Annotated in this window: 19 protein-coding genes and 1 pseudogene; 16 read left to right on the top strand and 4 right to left on the bottom strand. The window is 40.7% G+C overall.

Going from position 1 to position 17,312, the window contains the following annotated elements; all coding sequences use genetic code 11:
* Positions 1-175: 175 nt before the first annotated feature.
* The 3 genes and pseudogenes from H5090_RS03930 (at position 176) to H5090_RS03920 (ending at position 2,736) form a co-directional block, all read left to right on the top strand.
* On the top strand, positions 176-1,351 hold the full coding sequence (locus H5090_RS03930; protein ID WP_165743886.1) for an NRAMP family divalent metal transporter: 1,176 nt from the start codon (positions 176-178) through the stop codon (positions 1,349-1,351).
* Between the two features lie 79 nt (positions 1,352-1,430).
* A pseudogene (locus tag H5090_RS03925) lies at positions 1,431-1,592 on the top strand (GNAT family N-acetyltransferase); the annotation flags it as partial.
* A 493-nt stretch (positions 1,593-2,085) separates the two neighbouring features.
* Positions 2,086-2,736, top strand: coding sequence for a DUF4760 domain-containing protein (locus H5090_RS03920; protein ID WP_182695081.1), 651 nt, complete (start codon positions 2,086-2,088; stop codon positions 2,734-2,736).
* A gap of 207 nt (positions 2,737-2,943) precedes the next feature.
* Here H5090_RS03920 and H5090_RS03915 read toward each other — a convergent pair whose 3' ends face one another.
* The 3 genes from H5090_RS03915 to H5090_RS03905 are packed head-to-tail and all read right to left on the bottom strand — an operon-like array spanning position 2,944 to position 5,273.
* A complete protein-coding gene (locus H5090_RS03915) occupies positions 2,944-4,131 on the bottom strand; it encodes a VWA domain-containing protein (RefSeq protein WP_182695080.1) in 1,188 nt (395 codons plus the stop codon).
* A 1-nt stretch (position 4,132) separates the two neighbouring features.
* The gene (locus tag H5090_RS03910; RefSeq protein WP_182695079.1) at positions 4,133-4,981 is read right to left on the bottom strand and encodes a MoxR family ATPase; all 849 of its coding nucleotides are present in this window, start codon (positions 4,979-4,981) and stop codon (positions 4,133-4,135) included.
* A gap of 52 nt (positions 4,982-5,033) precedes the next feature.
* Entirely contained in the window at positions 5,034-5,273 is a 240-nt protein-coding gene (locus tag H5090_RS03905; protein WP_039486721.1) for a DUF1653 domain-containing protein, read from the bottom strand.
* A gap of 60 nt (positions 5,274-5,333) precedes the next feature.
* On the opposite strand from H5090_RS03905, the gene H5090_RS03900 reads away from it, so the two are divergent.
* The 11 genes from H5090_RS03900 (at position 5,334) to rpoS (ending at position 12,920) form a co-directional block, all read left to right on the top strand.
* The gene (locus tag H5090_RS03900) at positions 5,334-5,813 is read left to right on the top strand and encodes a DUF2947 domain-containing protein (RefSeq protein ID WP_002958965.1); all 480 of its coding nucleotides are present in this window, start codon (positions 5,334-5,336) and stop codon (positions 5,811-5,813) included.
* A gap of 75 nt (positions 5,814-5,888) precedes the next feature.
* Complete coding sequence (locus tag H5090_RS03895; RefSeq protein ID WP_002958964.1) at positions 5,889-6,524, top strand: hypothetical protein; 636 nt, start codon at positions 5,889-5,891, stop codon at positions 6,522-6,524.
* A gap of 37 nt (positions 6,525-6,561) precedes the next feature.
* Positions 6,562-6,849, top strand: coding sequence for a cell division protein FtsB (gene ftsB / locus H5090_RS03890; protein ID WP_002958963.1), 288 nt, complete (start codon positions 6,562-6,564; stop codon positions 6,847-6,849).
* Positions 6,839-7,540, top strand: a complete 702-nt coding sequence (ispD, locus tag H5090_RS03885) for a 2-C-methyl-D-erythritol 4-phosphate cytidylyltransferase (RefSeq protein ID WP_182673805.1) — start codon at positions 6,839-6,841, stop codon at positions 7,538-7,540. The genes ftsB and ispD overlap by 11 nt, the downstream gene beginning before the upstream one ends.
* Positions 7,537-8,034 carry a 2-C-methyl-D-erythritol 2,4-cyclodiphosphate synthase gene (ispF, locus tag H5090_RS03880; protein WP_024604077.1) on the top strand — a complete coding sequence of 166 codons (498 nt, stop codon included), beginning with the start codon at positions 7,537-7,539 and terminating at the stop codon, positions 8,032-8,034. The genes ispD and ispF overlap by 4 nt, the downstream gene beginning before the upstream one ends.
* Positions 8,031-9,083 (top strand): tRNA pseudouridine(13) synthase TruD, encoded by a 1,053-nt coding sequence (gene truD / locus H5090_RS03875; protein WP_182695078.1) that lies wholly within the window; start codon positions 8,031-8,033, stop codon positions 9,081-9,083. The genes ispF and truD overlap by 4 nt, the downstream gene beginning before the upstream one ends.
* Positions 9,064-9,828 carry a 5'/3'-nucleotidase SurE gene (surE, locus tag H5090_RS03870; protein WP_024600608.1) on the top strand — a complete coding sequence of 255 codons (765 nt, stop codon included), beginning with the start codon at positions 9,064-9,066 and terminating at the stop codon, positions 9,826-9,828. The genes truD and surE overlap by 20 nt, the downstream gene beginning before the upstream one ends.
* The gene (locus H5090_RS03865) at positions 9,818-10,456 is read left to right on the top strand and encodes a protein-L-isoaspartate(D-aspartate) O-methyltransferase (RefSeq protein WP_002958958.1); all 639 of its coding nucleotides are present in this window, start codon (positions 9,818-9,820) and stop codon (positions 10,454-10,456) included. Before surE ends, H5090_RS03865 begins: the two co-directional genes overlap by 11 nt.
* 9 nt (positions 10,457-10,465) lie before the next feature.
* Positions 10,466-11,044, top strand: coding sequence for a YqaA family protein (locus H5090_RS03860; RefSeq protein WP_002958957.1), 579 nt, complete (start codon positions 10,466-10,468; stop codon positions 11,042-11,044).
* A gap of 41 nt (positions 11,045-11,085) precedes the next feature.
* Complete coding sequence (locus H5090_RS03855; protein ID WP_182695077.1) at positions 11,086-11,910, top strand: peptidoglycan DD-metalloendopeptidase family protein; 825 nt, start codon at positions 11,086-11,088, stop codon at positions 11,908-11,910.
* Positions 11,911-11,945: 35 nt separating this feature from the next.
* A complete protein-coding gene (gene rpoS, locus H5090_RS03850; protein ID WP_002958955.1) occupies positions 11,946-12,920 on the top strand; it encodes an RNA polymerase sigma factor RpoS in 975 nt (324 codons plus the stop codon).
* A 91-nt stretch (positions 12,921-13,011) separates the two neighbouring features.
* On the opposite strand, the gene mutS is transcribed toward rpoS, so the two are convergent.
* Positions 13,012-15,597 (bottom strand): DNA mismatch repair protein MutS, encoded by a 2,586-nt coding sequence (gene mutS / locus H5090_RS03845; RefSeq protein ID WP_182693730.1) that lies wholly within the window; start codon positions 15,595-15,597, stop codon positions 13,012-13,014.
* A 21-nt stretch (positions 15,598-15,618) separates the two neighbouring features.
* On the opposite strand from mutS, the gene H5090_RS03840 reads away from it, so the two are divergent.
* Complete coding sequence (locus H5090_RS03840; protein ID WP_024597314.1) at positions 15,619-16,107, top strand: CinA family protein; 489 nt, start codon at positions 15,619-15,621, stop codon at positions 16,105-16,107.
* Between the two features lie 67 nt (positions 16,108-16,174).
* Positions 16,175-17,218 (top strand): recombinase RecA, encoded by a 1,044-nt coding sequence (gene recA, locus H5090_RS03835; protein ID WP_002958952.1) that lies wholly within the window; start codon positions 16,175-16,177, stop codon positions 17,216-17,218.
* The last annotated feature ends 94 nt before the right edge of the window (positions 17,219-17,312 follow it).

Below are 17,312 nucleotides of genomic sequence, written 5' to 3'. Positions count from 1 at the left end.
GAGCCGTATGGCTCTTTTTTATTGTCTGTAATTTAGGTAAGTTATGCGTTCTTGCAGTTTATTGATTAAAAAAATTAATAAAAGCAGCGTATAACACACATATTTTGAGAAATTAATGCACACAACAAAAGCAGTATGGAAGTCTCGACTAGGTGCGCTTGGACCTGGAATACTCATGGCAACAGCCGCTATTGGCGGTTCTCACTTAGTTGCCTCTACGCAAGCTGGGGCAATATTTGGCTGGCAATTATTTTGGCTTATCCTCGTTGTTAATGTTTTAAAGTACCCGTTTTTTCGCTTTGGTATGGAATACACACTCGCCACTAAAAATAGCCTAGTGGAGGGCTATAAAAGCAAAGGCCCGTTTTATTTTTACAGTTTTATCGGTTTAAACATTGTAGCCGCCGTAGTTAATACCGCTGGCGTATTACTACTTACTGCAAGCTTACTGCATTACGCGTTGCCCGTAGTGATAGAAGTAACACTGCTATGTTGGATATTATTAGGAGTGTGCTTAGCCATATTATTGTTAGGGCACTTTAAAGCGCTCGACAGTGTGGCCAAAGGCATAATGGGGTTATTAACGCTGGCTACCGTTATTGCGTTAGTTATCGCGTTTAGTAATGGCCCAATGGCGCCTGCTGATTATGTTGGTCCATCACCATATGAGCTTGCTATGCTGAGCTTTATGGTGGCTTTAATGGGCTGGATGCCAGCCCCTATCGAAATATCTGCATTAAGTTCTTTATGGCTAAAAGAAAAACAAGCCCAGCAAACAGTTTCTAAAAGCCAAGGCTTGTTCGATTTTAACGTAGGTTACTGGCTTACAGCTGGCTTAGCCTTGGTATTTTTTAGCTTAGGTGTATTAGTGCAGTACGGGCAGACCAGTAGTATAGAACTCGGCGGTGTTGCGTTTGCCAAGCAGCTTATTGATATGTACGCATTAACAATAGGCGAGTGGGCAAGGCCGCTTGTATCAGCAATCGCTTTTTTATGTATGTTTGGTACTACACTTACCGTGCTTGATGGTTACGCGCGTACGCTTAACGAATCCCATAAATTACTTGGCTTTGGGCAATCAAAACACAGTCTAAATATTTGGTTAATACTACAAGCACTTGCCGGTATGGCCGTTATTTTATTTTTTAAATCAGCCCTTGGCCCCATGCTTACGTTTGCAATGACACTTTCATTTGTTACAACGCCTGTATTTGCATGGCTCAACTTTAGCCTTGTGCGCTCAGAGCCTGCTATAAAGCACAGCGTGCTATTACGTAGTTTAACGTGGTTAGGTTTAGTGTATTTAGTAGGCTTTGCTGTTGCGTTTGTAGTATGGAAACTAGCAGCCTAAATAGAGCCACTTACTTTAGGGTTTTAATTAAAGCCCTAAAGCCCTCAAGCATTAAATTCTAGGATTAAACGAGGCATAAATGGATATTAGAATAGGTGAGCTTTCAAACCCACACGTTATAAAGCTACTACAAGCACACCATAACGATATGTTAAAACACTCACCCGTTGAGAGCGTACATGCACTTGATGTGAGTAAACTCACTCAGCCCGATATAACTTTTTATAGCTTATGGATTGATAAAATTACGTTTTAAATTAGCAGTTTTGCTTCTATGTTCTCCTCTTATCAATAAGGTTCATAGATTAATCTGTATCCAATAACTGAAAGCTGGGAACTTGTACAGATACAAATAATGTCGTTCCGTTATCCTGTTCTATAAAATGCTAAAAACTCTCAAATTCATTTTAATATTAAAAACGTATGTTTATATAGCAAATAGTTCTAAAGTACGTTTTTAGAGAGGTGCAAGGCAATTCACTGAGATTCAAGGTTATTCGCAGGAACGGTATTGTTGTAACTGTTGTAACGGTCAGTTATATTCTTTTACACGGTAAATATTTAAACAAATTAACATTTGTATACCGCTTGGTAGTAAAGCAATACTACCACTTTTCCACGCCAGGAGACGTAATATGATTACATACAATGAAGAAGATTGGCCAATATAGCCCGTCACTAGTTTTAAAGAAAAGAGCCTAAATGGCTCTTTTTTTGTTCTAAGGAATGAATAAGTGAGTAAGCGTGATTCAATGAAAAGTATTTTTATTCTTTGGTTTATAGTGGCTCCTGTTGCAGGAATTTACTTTATATCAAAGATGGACCCTAAACTCTTTCCAAGCGGAGCTGTTTTGCTCTCTGCTTTACTGGGCTTATCAGCAGCATTAGCAGGAATGTTTTACCAACGGCAAACAGCGAAAGAAAAAAATACATTAGATTTTCAACAAAAGCTTAAAGATGATAAAGATTATTTAGCGCATGTGGTTGTATTAGGTGGAATAATACATAGCCTCGAAAGAAAGCAGACACTCTTAGAGCTTGCAAAGCCTGAAAACTCTAATGACTCTAGGGTTATGTCTATACGTTATGTTTTAAATACTTGGGAACAAGCGGCAAATGCTATTAGGCATAAGTTGTATGATGAAGAATTTTTGTACTCCTCACATAAATCTTCTGTTATCGATCTTAGCCTACACTTAAGACCATTTATTAGAGCACGTCAAAAGAAAAATATTTCTCTTTATTCTGACTTTAGCCTATTGGCATTAAAGTGGACTATTAAAAGAGATAGTTTTGAATCACAACAAACAAAAAAAGAATTGAAGCGTATATTCAGACAACTTGATAAAGTTAAGTCAGGAAAAATAAACCCGACACAAAAATAAACCCGACACAAAAATAAACCTACATTAACTCGGTAAGTCGGCTTGTTTCTAATAAATTTATCATTTACTGTCGGATGGCGTGGCTTCGCCACTTATCCGACCTACGTCAAAAAGGTAGGTTGGTTAAGCCAAAGGCGCCACCCAACAAAGTTACAGGTTCACGCCTGAAGCTCCGCTGCTAGTTCTGAGCCTTCGTAAATTAATATTCTAACTCAGCTCTTTTATCGCGCTACTTATTCCATCTAAACTCAGCGGGTACATTCTGTTATCCATCAGCTGCTTTATAAAATCAATTGACTGATAGTACGCCCAGTGTTCAACGGGTTGTGGGTTGAGCCAGGCGACTTTATCAAAGTGGTTTGTTATACGTTGCAACCATGCACTGCCGGGCTCTTCATTGTAGTGTTCTACCGAGCCGCCCGCATAAGCTATTTCGTATGGGCCCATAGTGGCATCGCCAACAAATATGACTTTGTAGTCGCTGGTGAATTTATTAATCAGCGTCATGGTGTCAATTACGTTTGAATGGCGGCGCGCGTTGTCTTGCCAAACGTGCTCGTATAAACAGTTATGAAAGTAGTAAAACTCTAAATGTTTAAACTCGCTGTGGGCGGCGCTAAATAATTCTTCGCAGGTGTGGATGTAGTCATCCATTGAGCCGCCAATATCAAACAGCATCAATACTTTTACTGCATTGTGGCGTTCGGGTGCCATTTTTACATCAAGCATGCCGCCTTGTTTTGCAGTAGCGCGAATAGTCTCGTTTAAATCAAGGGTATCGCTTGCGCCAGTGCGGGCAAATTTACGTAGCTTTTTAAGGGCGAGCTTTATTGTACGTGAGCCAATTTCTCTGTCGGAGTCTAAATTGCGGTATTCGCGTTTATCCCACACTTTTACCGCTTGGCGGTTACGATTGCCGTCTTGCCCTATACGTACACCTTCTGGGTTATAGCCGTATGCACCAAAAGGTGATGTGCCGCCAGTACCTACCCATTTATTACCGCCAGCGTGGCGTTTTTGTTGCTCTTCTAAACGCTCTTTTAGGGTTTTCATAAGCTCATCGAGCCCGCCCATAGCTTTAAGTTGGGCTTTTTCTTCATCGCTTAGGTTTTTTTCAAACTCTTTACGTAGCCAGTCTTCAGGTAAGTTGTGCTGTTGCTTTAAACTTTCGAGTAAATCAAGGTCGGCAATACCGCTAAAGTAGTCACTAAAGGCTTTGTCGAAACGGTCAAAGTGCGTTTCGTCTTTTACCATTATGGTGCGCGCTAAATGGTAAAACGCGTCTACGTCGGCAAATATAACGCCTTTTTTTAAGGCGTTAATTAAATCGAGTAGTTCGCGCAGGCTTACAGGTAGGCGGTATTCACGCAGTTTGAAGAAAAACGCAATCAACATCTTAACGGCGGCTCATAAAGGCTAATTTTTCGATTTGGCTTATATCTTGCTCATTTTTAAGTAATGCGCCAAACATCGGCATTAAGCCGCCTTTTTGACTTTTGTCGTGCAATGTTTTAGCGTCTATATCCTCTGCCATTAAAAGTTTTAACCAATCTAACAATTCGCTGGTGGAGGGCTTCTTTTTAAGGCCGTTGGCTTCACGTAAGTTAAAAAATACTTCTAATGCTTGGCGTACTAAATCTTGTTTAACGTTAGGGTAATGTACATCAACAATTTGCTGCATTTCTTCGCTGCTTGGAAAGTCAATATAATGAAAAAAACAGCGGCGTAAAAATGCATCAGGCAGCTCTTTTTCGTTGTTTGAAGTGATGATCACAATAGGGCGCTCTTTTGCGACAATGCGCTCGTTAGTCTCATAAACATGAAACTCCATTTTATCAAGCTCAAGTAGTAAGTCGTTTGGGAACTCTATGTCGGCTTTGTCTATTTCATCAATTAATAGTACTGGGCGTTTACCGTTGAGCTCTGCATACGTAAATGCCTGCCACAGCTTACCTTTAACAATGTAGTTACTAATGTTGTGTACGCGCTCGTCACCTAATTGGCTGTCGCGCAGGCGCGAAACCGCATCGTACTCGTACAAGCCTTGCTGCGCTTTGGTGGTCGATTTTATATGCCACTGAATAAGCGTGGTGTCTAAGCTTTTAGCCAACTCCTCAGCCAGCATGGTTTTACCTGTGCCAGGTTCGCCTTTAATTAAAAGTGGTTTTTCGAGCATAATGGCAGCATTTACAGCTTGTTTAAGTGCGCTACTCGCTATGTAATTGTCAGTTGAATTAAATTGCACGGTGTACCCTTGTCTGGTCTGAGCAGTAAGTTATTTTGTTATAATGCCATAGTTAAGCAGCAGGTCCAATATAAGCAAAACGCTGTATGACCTCACCTTCTTTTTCAACAGTTTCTAAAAACATACTAAGTGGGCGCGCCCATATACCAAATTCACCATAAAGTGCTTGGTAAATCACAAGCTGTTCCTCGGTTTCGCTATGGGTGGCAACATGAATAACTTTATATTGCGGGCCTTTGTAGTGTTGGTATATGCCTGGTTTTAGGGAAAGTGGTTTTATTGCTGTAGTCATGTTTTGATCTCTTGTATAATTTGGCTTTGCACTTTTAATGTTAACTAATTTGCCAATACTATGAACTATATTTCTTTAGATGATTACAAAAAGGCGTGGGTTTTTCGCCACAAAGATTTACCTGTATCTGATGAAGACGCAGCAAAAATAAAGCCTATGAGCGACGAGCGCGCAGCCGTACTTTGGACAACCATGGTGAGCCGTGAGTTTGATCACCCTGATTTTTTTGAAGACACCGATTGGTGTGGTCAAGAAAAAAGCTTTAGCCAAGAAGTAGATTGGCAAGATGCGTGGGAAAATGGCGATGCGTTACCACCAGAAGCAATCTTAACGTTTTTAGATTGGGAAGCTAACACCACGGTTTATTTTTGTATGGCACGCGATAATATTATCGAAACGACGTTTGATGTATTTAAACGCAATTGGCAAAACTTTATGTTTTTAGCTGATGGCAGTTTATTGATTGGTAAAAAGCGTAATACGGTTGTGCAATTTTTAGAATCAGGTAAAGCAAAATTAGGTGAAAAGCCAAGCGCTTAAAATAGTGCGCTGCGCTTAAAAAACATTCAATACTGTGTTATAAAACATTTACCTGAATATTTTTGAGTACAGCTTTTGGTCGCTAAAAATCAGTCACTTGGTGCTCAACAGCAAGTTGAAATTTGGCAAACTGATGCACAAAAAGTGTTGTATGCACAATTGTGCAATGCGTTTTATCAGCGTGAGGTTCAGCGATTAGTTGCAGAGCCTAATGCCGATAAACTGCGCCGCCAGTTAAAAAGCCTACCTTATTATATTGAGCGAGCGGCAACGTTAGTTGCCAATGGTGACACGCCTTTTACGCTTGATGCACAAAATGGTACGTGGCTTGAAAAGCAAAAACCGACCCCACCCGATGTGAATGTTCAAGCTAATGAACTTTTTTATCAAACGTATGCCAAAGTGGGGCTTATTGTGCCCGTTATATTGCATGGCTACGATCAGGTGCGTCTTAGAATAGACAGTATCGATCAGTTAGGCGAAAATAAGCTGCATTGTAACGAGCTTGGTTGGTTTGATTTTTTAGGAAATGGGCTAGAGCAGCAAAATGCTCAGCTAATAAAGCCAAGTAAAGTGAGTTTAACCGCTGCATGTTGCGGGCATCAGTGGCAATTTTCGAAGCGTTGCATGCCACGGGTTTTATCACTACGCGAAATGCTTTTAGCGGGTAGTATTAATTGGCGCAATTTAAAGCGCCCCTTAGCGTATTAAAGTTAAGGTATTTGGAATTTAAAATAAGGAGTGTTAAATGCGTATTTTTCAAGTTGGCTTACTGTGCTTAGCACTGTTTGTACAATACAGGTTATGGTTTGGTCATAATGGTTTACAAGACTACACACGACTAAAAGGTGCAGTAACGTCACATCATCAAACCAACGAAAAACTCATTAAACGTAATAAAGTACTTAAAGCAGATATTGAAGACTTAAAGCTTGGCCAAGAAGGCATTGAAGAGCGTGCACGCAACGAATTGGGAATGATTAAACCGGACGAAACATTTATTCGTGTTTTACCGGGCAAACAATATGACAAATAAACAGACTATTGCAGCAATTGTACCTGCTGCGGGTGTTGGCAGTAGAATGCAGCACAATGCGCCTAAGCAATATATACAATTAGCCGGTAAAACCATTTTAGAACACACCTTAGCTAAACTTTCTCAATTACCTCAATTACGCACTATTGTTGTTGCCCTTAGCGACAGCGACCCCTATTTTGACGAACTCCCACTGCTTGATAATCGCATTGTGCGAGCCAGTGGCGGAAAAGAGCGAGCCGACTCGGTGCTCAATAGCTTGCTTTTTTTAGCGCCTAACCCACCTACATGGGTATTGGTGCATGATGCTGCTCGTCCATTAGTTAATATCAGTGATATAGAACGTTTAATTGATGAATGCATTAACGCTGATGAAGGCGGTATTTTAGCTAGCAAAGTAAAAGACACTATAAAACGCGGCCACACTCATGCCCTACAAACTGTGCCGCGAGATGATTTATGGCAAGCACTTACCCCGCAGTTTTTTAAATATGACGAGCTTAAAAATGCACTGCAAAACGCATTAGCAAGTGGGGCTACTATTACCGATGAAGCCAGTGCAATTGAGTGGGCGGGTAAACCGGTTAAGCTTGTAGCAGGTCGTAGCGATAATATTAAAATAACCACGCCAGAGGATTTAGATCTGGCTGGGTTTTTATTACATAAACAACAAAACGAGAGTGGATTATGATACGAATTGGCCATGGTTTTGACGTACATAAATTTGGCGGCGAAGGCCCGTTAACTATTTGTGGTGAAAAAATTGATTACCCACAGGGCTTTTTAGCGCACTCAGATGGTGATGTTGCTATTCATGCATTATGCGATGCTATTTTAGGCTCACTTGCAATGGGTGATATTGGTAAGCACTTTCCCGATACGGCAAGCGAGTATGAAAATATCGATAGCCGTATTTTACTTCGCCATGTGGTGGGCTTAGCTAAAGAACAAGGTTATGTACTTGGTAATGGCGATGTGACTATTGTTGCTCAGGCACCAAAAATGTTGCCACATATTCAAGCTATGCGCGCTAATTTAGCCAGCGATTTAAATTGCGACCTTAGCCAAATTAACGTTAAAGCCACTACTACCGAAAAGCTAGGCTTTGAAGGGCGCAAAGAAGGTATTTCGAGCCATGCGGTGGTTATTATGAGTAAAGAGCTTGCGAGTACAAAAAACGCATGAGCGATTTAAATTATTTATACGGTGCACCGCTTTCTAAAGCTGATTTTAAAACCACAGCTGAAGACTTTATGGTTGATGAAGACTTAGGTATAGAATTTACCGGCAGTGGCGAACACGTGTGTTTGCAGGTGGTTAAAAAAGGCGAAAACACGCAATACGTTGCAAAGCTAATTGCACAGCGTGCGGGTGTTTCACCGCGAGACGTAAGCTATGCAGGCATGAAAGATCGCCACGGCGTGTGCTCACAGTGGTTTAGTGTAAAAGTACCAATTAAAAAGCCTATCGATTTTAGTGATTTAAATAGTGAGAGTATTTTTATTGTGTCGCAACAGCGCCACGACCGTAAGTTACGTACGGGCTGCCACAAAGGTAATAAATTTACTATTACGCTTCGTAACGTAACCAACCCTCTTGATATTTTATGCCGTATTAATGCCGTGCGCGCAGGTGTGCCAAATTACTTTGGCGAGCAGCGCTTTGGGCATGGCGGTCATAACTTAGTTATGGCTGAAAAAATGTTTGGCGGTGAGCGTATTCGCGATAAAAAGTTGCGCGGTATTATTATTTCAGCAGCACGGTCGCATGTATTTAATCAGTTAGTGAGCCTACGTGTAAAAGAGCATGGTTTAGCTAAAACAATGCATCGTGAAGTATTTATGCTCAGCGGCAGCAATGCATTTTTTGAAGATGCAATTAATGACGAAAACATAGAGCGATTAGCCACCGGCGATATTATGATGTCGGCACCTATGGTGGGAAAAAGCGAAAAAGGCTTAACCGAACAAGAAAAAGTATGGCTCGAACCTTTCCAAACATGGTGTGATGGTTTAGGTGAGTTAGGCCTTAAAAATGAGCGCCGAATGCTGCGCTTAATTCCACAAAACTTAACCGTTGAAACACTTGATGAAACCACACTAAAACTAAGCTTTGGTTTGCCAAAAGGGTGTTTTGCAACCGCATTATTACGTGAGCTGGTGGATTACACTGATGCTAGCCCTCGAGAGCGCAAAGAAAAGGATAATGGCATAAATGAAGATACTGTTAAGTAACGATGATGGCGTAAATGCCAAAGGCATTGCGGTTTTATATCAGGCGCTTATACAAATTGCAGATGTAACCCTTGTTGCACCTGATCGCAACTGTAGTGGCGCGAGTAATTCTTTAACACTTATGAACCCGCTACGAGCGACTACACTCGAAAATGGTTTTATGTCAGTTAATGGCACACCTACTGATTGTGTACATTTAGGTGTAAATCAGTTAGCTGATGAAAAGCCAGATCTAGTTGTTGCTGGTATTAACCATGGTGCCAATTTGGGTGATGACACGCTTTATTCCGGTACTGTTGCTGCTGCAACTGAAGGTCGCCATTTAGGTCTGCCTGCAATTGCGGTATCGCTTTGCTCACATAATGGCGATCATTTTGAAACAGCCGCTGCAGTTACCGTCAATATTATTAAAGGCTTGGCTTCGCATCCGCTGCCTAAAGATCAAATAATAAATATTAATGTGCCAGATATTCCATTAAGTGAATTAAAAGGGGTGCAAGTAACACGTTTAGGTGCTCGTCATAAAGCCGAAACTATGACTAAACAAACCGATCCTTGGGGTCGTGATATTTATTGGTACGGATCGCTTGGTACCGAAAGCGATGCTGGTGAAGGCACCGACTTTTACGCAATCAATAACGGCTATGCCTCAGTTACGCCACTGAGTGTTGATATGACAGCTAAAGATAGCTTAAAGGCAGTAGGAGAGTGGTTAGCCGATTTGGAGATTAATCGTGCTCGCTAATTATACCCGCAGTGCTAAAGCGCTTTCTGACTTACTAAAGCGTGAAGGTGTTGAAGATACGCAAGTACTTAGTGCTATAGCTGATATTCCGCGCCATATTTTTATAGATGATGTGCTAAAACACAAAGCCTATGAAAATACAGCGCTACCTATTGGGCAAGGGCAAACAATTTCTCAGCCTTATATAGTAGCGCGCATGACAGAGCTACTTCGTTTAGCTGGTGTGCGTAATAAAGTGCTAGAAATAGGTACCGGCTCTGGGTATCAAACTGCAATATTGGCCAAAACGTTTACGAAGGTTTACTCGGTAGAGCGTATTAAAACACTTCAGTGGCAGGCAAAAAGACGTTTGCAGCAACTCGATTTATATAATGTAACCATGAAGCATGGCGATGGTTGGCAAGGCTGGCAATCACAAGCACCGTTTGATGGTATTATAGTGACTGCTGCGGCCTCTAAAGTTCCGCAAGACTTACTTGCTCAGTTGGCCGATGGTGGCGTGTTATTAGCCCCAATAGGTGAGAGCGATCAAAAATTAGTAATGGTTATCCGCAAAGGCGATAATTATAAAGAGCATGTTATTGCCCCCGTTAGATTTGTGCCGTTAGTACCTGGCGATATTGAATAGGAATTCATTTTGAAGTTGTTTACCAAGTTATACGATATGGCCCTAGTGTGGGCAAAACACCGTCATGCGGAACGTTACTTAGCTGCTATGAGCTTTGCAGAATCAGTTTTTTTCCCGATACCACCTGATGTAATGCTTGCACCTATGTCACTTGCGCAACCAAACAAAGCATGGCGATTTGCAAGCTTTGCCACAATAGCATCGGTTATTGGTGGAGTGGTTGGTTACTTACTTGGTTTTTGGCTATTTGAACCCGTTGTAGAGCCATTGATTGCACAAATGCACTGGCAAGAAAAGTTTGATATAGCACTAAACTGGTTTAAGGATTACGGTGTTTGGGTTGTGTTTTTAGCCGGTTTTTCGCCTATACCATATAAAGTATTTACGATTGGCGCAGGTGTTTTACAAATGGCATTTTTGCCATTTTTAATAGCATCAGCCATTGGGCGCGGTGCGCGATTCTTTTTAGTTTCAGCCTTAATGAAGTGGGGCGGAGCTCAAATGGAGCGAAAATTACGTCAGTATATTGAAATACTTGGTTGGGGATTAGTGGTATTAATTGCGCTAGCTTACTTTTTATTGCGTTAAGCGTTAAAAATATCAATTTTCTAATTTAGGGGAAAAATACAATGAATAAACAGTGTTTACTGTATGTAACTATATTTATTAGTATTTTTCTCTTTGGTTGCTCTTCTCGCCATGTTCCTGCACCTGTTAGTAGCTTAAATAATAATGTTAATGATTTAGGTCATACTGTTAACATTAATGGGGTTAGCTATAAAGTACAAAAAGGAGATACGCTCTACTCTATTGCCTTTAGTGCTGGGCAAGACTTTAGGGAGTTGGCAAAAAACAATTCAATTCCATCACCTTACACAATTTTCCCTGGGCAAAACATCTCCTTACTCCCTAAGCCCGAAAAAACAAAAAGGGATGGAAATTATACGAATTCGAGTAAAAAGTCTATAAAAAAATTACAAAAAAATAACAAAATTTTAAAGAAAGAGCTTGATCCCCCAAAACAACGAGAGTATGTTCAGAAACAAGCCAGTAACAAAATTAGTAATACTAAACGTTTGTCGAGCAGTAAAGTTAAGTGGTTTTGGCCTGCACAGGGCAAAATTACCAAACGCTTTTCTAATAAGGAAAACGGTTATAAAGGTTTACAGATTACTAATCGCAAAGGGGCTTCAGTCTTAGCTGCGGCACAAGGAACAGTGGTATACGCGGGTAACGCCCTTCGAGGTTATGGTAGTTTAATCATATTGAAACATAATGATGATTACCTAAGTGCTTATGCACATAACTCGAAATTACTTGTTAAAGAAAAGCAGAAAGTTAAGGCAGGACAAAAAATAGCAGAAATTGGTAATTCAGAATCTCCGGTCACCGCGCTTCGCTTTGAAATTCGCTACCGAGGGCAAGCTGTCAATCCTGCTAAATACCTACCCTAATTTTTAGGTATTGATAATTGCTCGGGAGAAGGCTTATGGCTAGCGCAGCAAAACTTGACAAACATACTACGACTGACGAAAAGTTCGATGACATCGATGTTGATGAAAGCACAGCTCTACTAGATAAAGTAGACGACGATGAAATCTTTGCTAAAGAAGAAGTAACTAAAAATCTTGACGCAACTCAACTTTATTTAGGCGAAATTGGTTTTTCTCCTTTGCTTAGTGCTGAAGAAGAAGTGTTTTTTTCTCGCAAATCACTTCGAGGGTGTGAAGCCTCACGTAAACGTATGATTGAAAGTAACTTACGTTTGGTTGTTAAAATAGCACGTCGTTACAATAATCGCGGCCTTGCTCTACTTGATTTAATTGAAGAGGGTAACTTAGGCTTAATTCGCGCAGTTGAAAAATTTGACCCTGAGCGTGGATTTAGATTCTCTACTTACGCTACATGGTGGATACGTCAAACAATTGAACGTGCCATTATGAACCAAACGCGTACCATTCGCTTACCTATTCATGTAGTTAAAGAGCTTAATGTCTATTTACGTACAGCGCGTGAGTTAACTCAAAAGCTTGACCATGAGCCAACAGCTGACGAAATTGCAGCTTGCCTAGATAGACCCGTTGAAGACGTTACTAAAATGCTACGTTTAAACGAAAGAATTGCATCAGTAGACATGCCTATTGGTGGCGAAAACGACAGTGTACTACTTGATATCATCCCTGATGAAAAAAGTGCTGGTCCTGAAGGCGAAGTACAAAATAATGATATTAATAAACATATTGTTGATTGGTTAGGTGAATTAAACCCTAAACAACGTGAAGTGTTAGCACGCCGATTTGGATTGCTTGGCTATGAGCCATCTACACTTGAAGATGTAGGTCGTGAAATAGGCTTAACACGTGAGCGAGTAAGACAAATTCAGGTAGAGGCATTACGTCGTCTAAAAGATATTTTGCAACAAGAAGGTTTAAGTACAGATAGCTTGTTTAATCAGTTTTCGTAACTAGTTAAATAGTTTAAGAGACTATGTGTGTTAAAAAGCCGAAGAGTTTATTCTTCGGCTTTTTTTATGCTTGTAAATTAGGTGATATAAATTACAGCAATGCTTTTAGTTTATATAACAAATCGTGCGCTTGGCGTGGCGATAAATTATCAGGGTCGATTGCGCTTAACTGCTCTTCAACTTCTGAAGGTGTACTTTGTGCAATTTCGTTATTAAAAGTAAAGGCTTGTTGCTCTGTATTTGGTGCAGTAACGCTTTGATGATTTTCAAGCAACTTAAGTTTTTGCTTTGCTTGTGCAATCACAGCTTTTGGCACACCTGCAAGAGCTGCTACTTGTAAACCAAAGCTTTTGCTTGCTGCACCGTCGAGAACTGTATGCATAAATGCAATCGTGTCGTTATGCTCTATTGCATCAAGGTGCACGTTTACAAGGCCCGTAGTTTGCTCAGCAAGTTCTGTTAATTCAAAGTAGTGCGTAGCAAACAATGTTTTAGCAGATATTTTTGATGCTAAATGATCGGCTGTTGCATACGCAAGAGAGAGTCCATCGTAAGTACTTGTACCGCGACCAATCTCATCCATTAATACTAAAGACTGCGCAGTTGCATTATTTAAAATCGTTGCTGTTTCGGTCATTTCTACCATGAAGGTTGAACGCCCTGATGCTAAATCATCGCTTGCACCAATACGTGTAAATATGCGGTCGATATTACCAATTTTAGCGCTGTCAGCGGGTACATAACTGCCAATGTGAGCCATTAAAACAATAAGTGCCGTTTGGCGCATATAGGTTGATTTACCGCCCATGTTTGGACCGGTAATAATTAGCATTTTACGTTGGCTGTTTAATTCAACAGGGTTAGCAATAAACGGTTCTTTCATTACTTGTTCAACAACAGGGTGACGACCTTGCTTAATGCTTATATTGTCGTTATCGCACAATTCTGGTTTTGCATAATTGAGTGCGAATGCACGCTCAGCTAAATTGTTTAAAACGTCTAAATCGGCCAATGCTGCTGCCATCATTTGCAACTGCTCAATATGTGGAGCAATAAATCTAAACAGCTCCTCGTATAGTTGTTTTTCAAGCGCGAGAGCTTTTGATTGGCTACCGAGTACTTTATCCTCGTGCTCTTTAAGCTCTGGAATAATGTAGCGTTCGTTATTTTTAAGCGTTTGGCGACGAATGTAGTCGGCTGGCACTAAGTGCGCATTAGCTCTACTTACTTCAATAAAAAAGCCATGTACGCGGTTATAACCAATTTTAAGCGTACTAATGCCCGTACGTTCGCGCTCTCGCAGTTCTAATTGCTCAAGGACATCAGTGGCACCTTTGCTTAAGTTACGCCACTCATCAAGTTCACTATTGTAACCTGGAGCAATAACACCACCGTCACGAATAAGTACCGGTGGGTTTTCTATCACAGCTCGTTCTAATAACGCTTGTAAATCAGGGAGTTCAGGCGAGTGCTTGATGATACCTGCTATACGAGGATCGTTAGCGTCAGCTAACAAAGTATGCAGTGGTGCAAGTGCTTGTAGCGCACTGCGCAGGCGAGTTAAATCACGCGGGCGTGCAGTACATAAAGCTAGGCGTGCAATAACACGCTCTACATCACCAATCTCTTTTAATGATTCGTGTAATTCACCACAAAGCTGCGCATCTAAAATAGCGCTAATTGCATTTAAACGTGAATTTAGCTCGTCTTTATTACGAATTGGTGTATGAATACGGCGCTTAAGTAAGCGAGAACCCATTGGCGTTGCTGTTTTATCAAGTACTTGAGCAAGTGTATTTTCAAACCCGCCCGATAAATTAACAGTTAATTCTAAATTTTTACGGGTAGCGGCATCTAAAATAACAGCGTGTTCGTTGTGCTCAAGCGTAATTGCACGAATATGTGGCAGTGCAATACGTTGTGTATCTTTTACGTATTGCATTAGGCAACCTGCAGCAACAAGCGCGCTATGGGCTTTATCAACACCAAAGCCAACTAAATCTTTAGTACCAAACTGATCGCATAATAAGTGCTGAGCCGTATCTAAGTCGAATTCCCACTCTGGGCGACGGCGAGCACCTTTTATATGTTCAATTAAATGAACGTTTTCAAAGCTTTCGCTATACAGAAGCTCGGCTGGTGATAGGCGCTGAATAGTTGAGCTAAAGGCTTCGTCGGTATTTACTTCGACAATATTAAAACGACCAGAGTTAATGTCTAAATAAGCAATCCCGTATAGGCCTTTTTTACTTTGCCAAACGCTGGTAAGGAGATTGTCTTGTCGTTCTTGTAAAAGCGCTTCATCAGAAATTGTACCGGGTGTAACTATACGCACTACTTTACGATCAACAGGGCCTTTACTGGTTGCAGGGTCTCCCACTTGTTCGCAGATAGCGACTGACTCACCCATTTGGACTAGACGTGCTAAGTAGTTTTCTACCGCATGGTAGGGTACGCCCGCCATAGGAATGGGATCGCCGCCAGCTTTACCACGATGAGTTTGCGAAATATCGAGTAATTGAGCGGCGCGTTTAGCGTCATCAAAAAAAAGTTCGTAAAAATCGCCCATACGATAAAACAATAAAATATCGCGATGCTCTGATTTTATTTTTAGATACTGCTGCATCATAGGGGTTTGTTGTTTTATAGTGTGTGGTGCATAAAGATCAAACGACATGTATTTACCCAAAGGCTGAATATGGAATTACATCAAGAGATTAAAACACTTGCTGCGCAATTAGGCGCTATTTTAACGGATAAATGCTTATGGATCACTACTGCTGAGTCATGTACTGGTGGCGGAGTGAGTTATGCGCTTACCGATACACCTGGAAGTTCAGCTTATATCGACCGTGCATTTGTCACTTATAGTAACCAAGCAAAGCAAGATTTGCTCAATGTTAGTGCTAGTACATTAAATCAATACGGTGCTGTGAGCGAGCAAACAGTCCATGAAATGGCAGTAGGTGCTATTAAAGCAACAAACGCTAATATATCTATAGCTGTATCGGGCATTGCAGGGCCTGGCGGGGCGACAGAAGGTAAACCTGTTGGACTTGTATGGTTTGGCATACAAATTGATGACAAAGTACTGACCTTTAAACAAATATTTACTGGTGATAGGGCTCAAGTAAGACTGCAAGCTATTGTATTTGCATTAAAAAGTGTAATAGATGAGATAAAATGAAAAAATTAGCTTGATACTGTGATTTCATACAGTATACTTGTTCGCATTAGCTGGATTGGAGAACAAAATGAACGATAACAAACAAAAAGCGTTAGACGCAGCACTATCACAAATTGAACGTCAATTTGGTAAAGGCTCAATTATGAAATTGGGTGACAACAAAGCGTTAAACATTGAATCTGTATCTACAGGTTCACTAGGTATTGATATTGCCTTAGGCATAGGTGGCTTACCTATGGGACGTATTGTTGAAGTGTATGGTCCTGAGTCATCTGGTAAAACAACGCTTACTTTACAAGTTATCGCAGAAGCTCAAAAAGAAGGTAAAACATGTGCTTTCATTGATGCTGAGCATGCTCTTGATCCTGTATATGCACAAAAACTAGGTGTAAATATTGATGACCTTTTTGTATCTCAACCTGATACAGGTGAGCAAGCACTAGAAATTTGTGACATGTTAGTACGTTCAAGCGCAGTAGACGTCGTTATTATTGACTCGGTTGCTGCACTTACACCAAAAGCTGAGATTGAAGGCGACATGGGCGACTCGCACATGGGCTTACAAGCACGTTTAATGTCACAGGCATTACGTAAGCTTACTGGTAATATTAAACGCTCTAACACGTTATGTATTTTCATTAACCAAATCCGTATGAAAATTGGTGTTATGTTTGGTAACCCAGAAACAACAACGGGTGGTAATGCACTTAAGTTTTACGCATCGGTACGTATTGATATTCGTCGTATTGGTTCTGTGAAAGAAGGTGATGAAGTTGTTGGTAACGAAACCCGCGTTAAAATTGTTAAAAACAAAGTAGCGCCGCCATTTAAACAAGCTGAATTTATCATCATGTATGGCGAAGGTATTTCTAAGCAAGGCGAGTTAATTGATTTAGGTGTTAAGCATAAAATTGTTGAAAAAGCAGGTGCTTGGTACAGTTACAGTGGCAACAAGGTTGGCCAAGGTAAATCTAACTCAATTAAGTTTTTGAAAGAAAACCCAGAAATTGCAGATGAGATTGAAGGTAAGTTACGCGAAATGCTTTTACTAAAAGCAACTATTGAACCTGAAGACGGTGAAGATAAGTTAGGCGACGATCCAGACCTTTAAACTGCACCCAAATGAGTTTTTAAGCTTGATTTGACCCGAGCTTTGAAAAGCGCTAATCAGTAATGATTAGCGCTTTTTTGTTATTAAAAACTTA

Origin of the sequence: Pseudoalteromonas sp. SR43-5, from assembly GCF_014163835.1 — a bacterium.
GTDB classification, from domain to species: Bacteria; Pseudomonadota; Gammaproteobacteria; order Enterobacterales; family Alteromonadaceae; genus Pseudoalteromonas; species Pseudoalteromonas distincta.
Note: the sequence above shows the minus strand (reverse complement) of the source record. Positions and strands in the feature narration are given on the sequence as shown.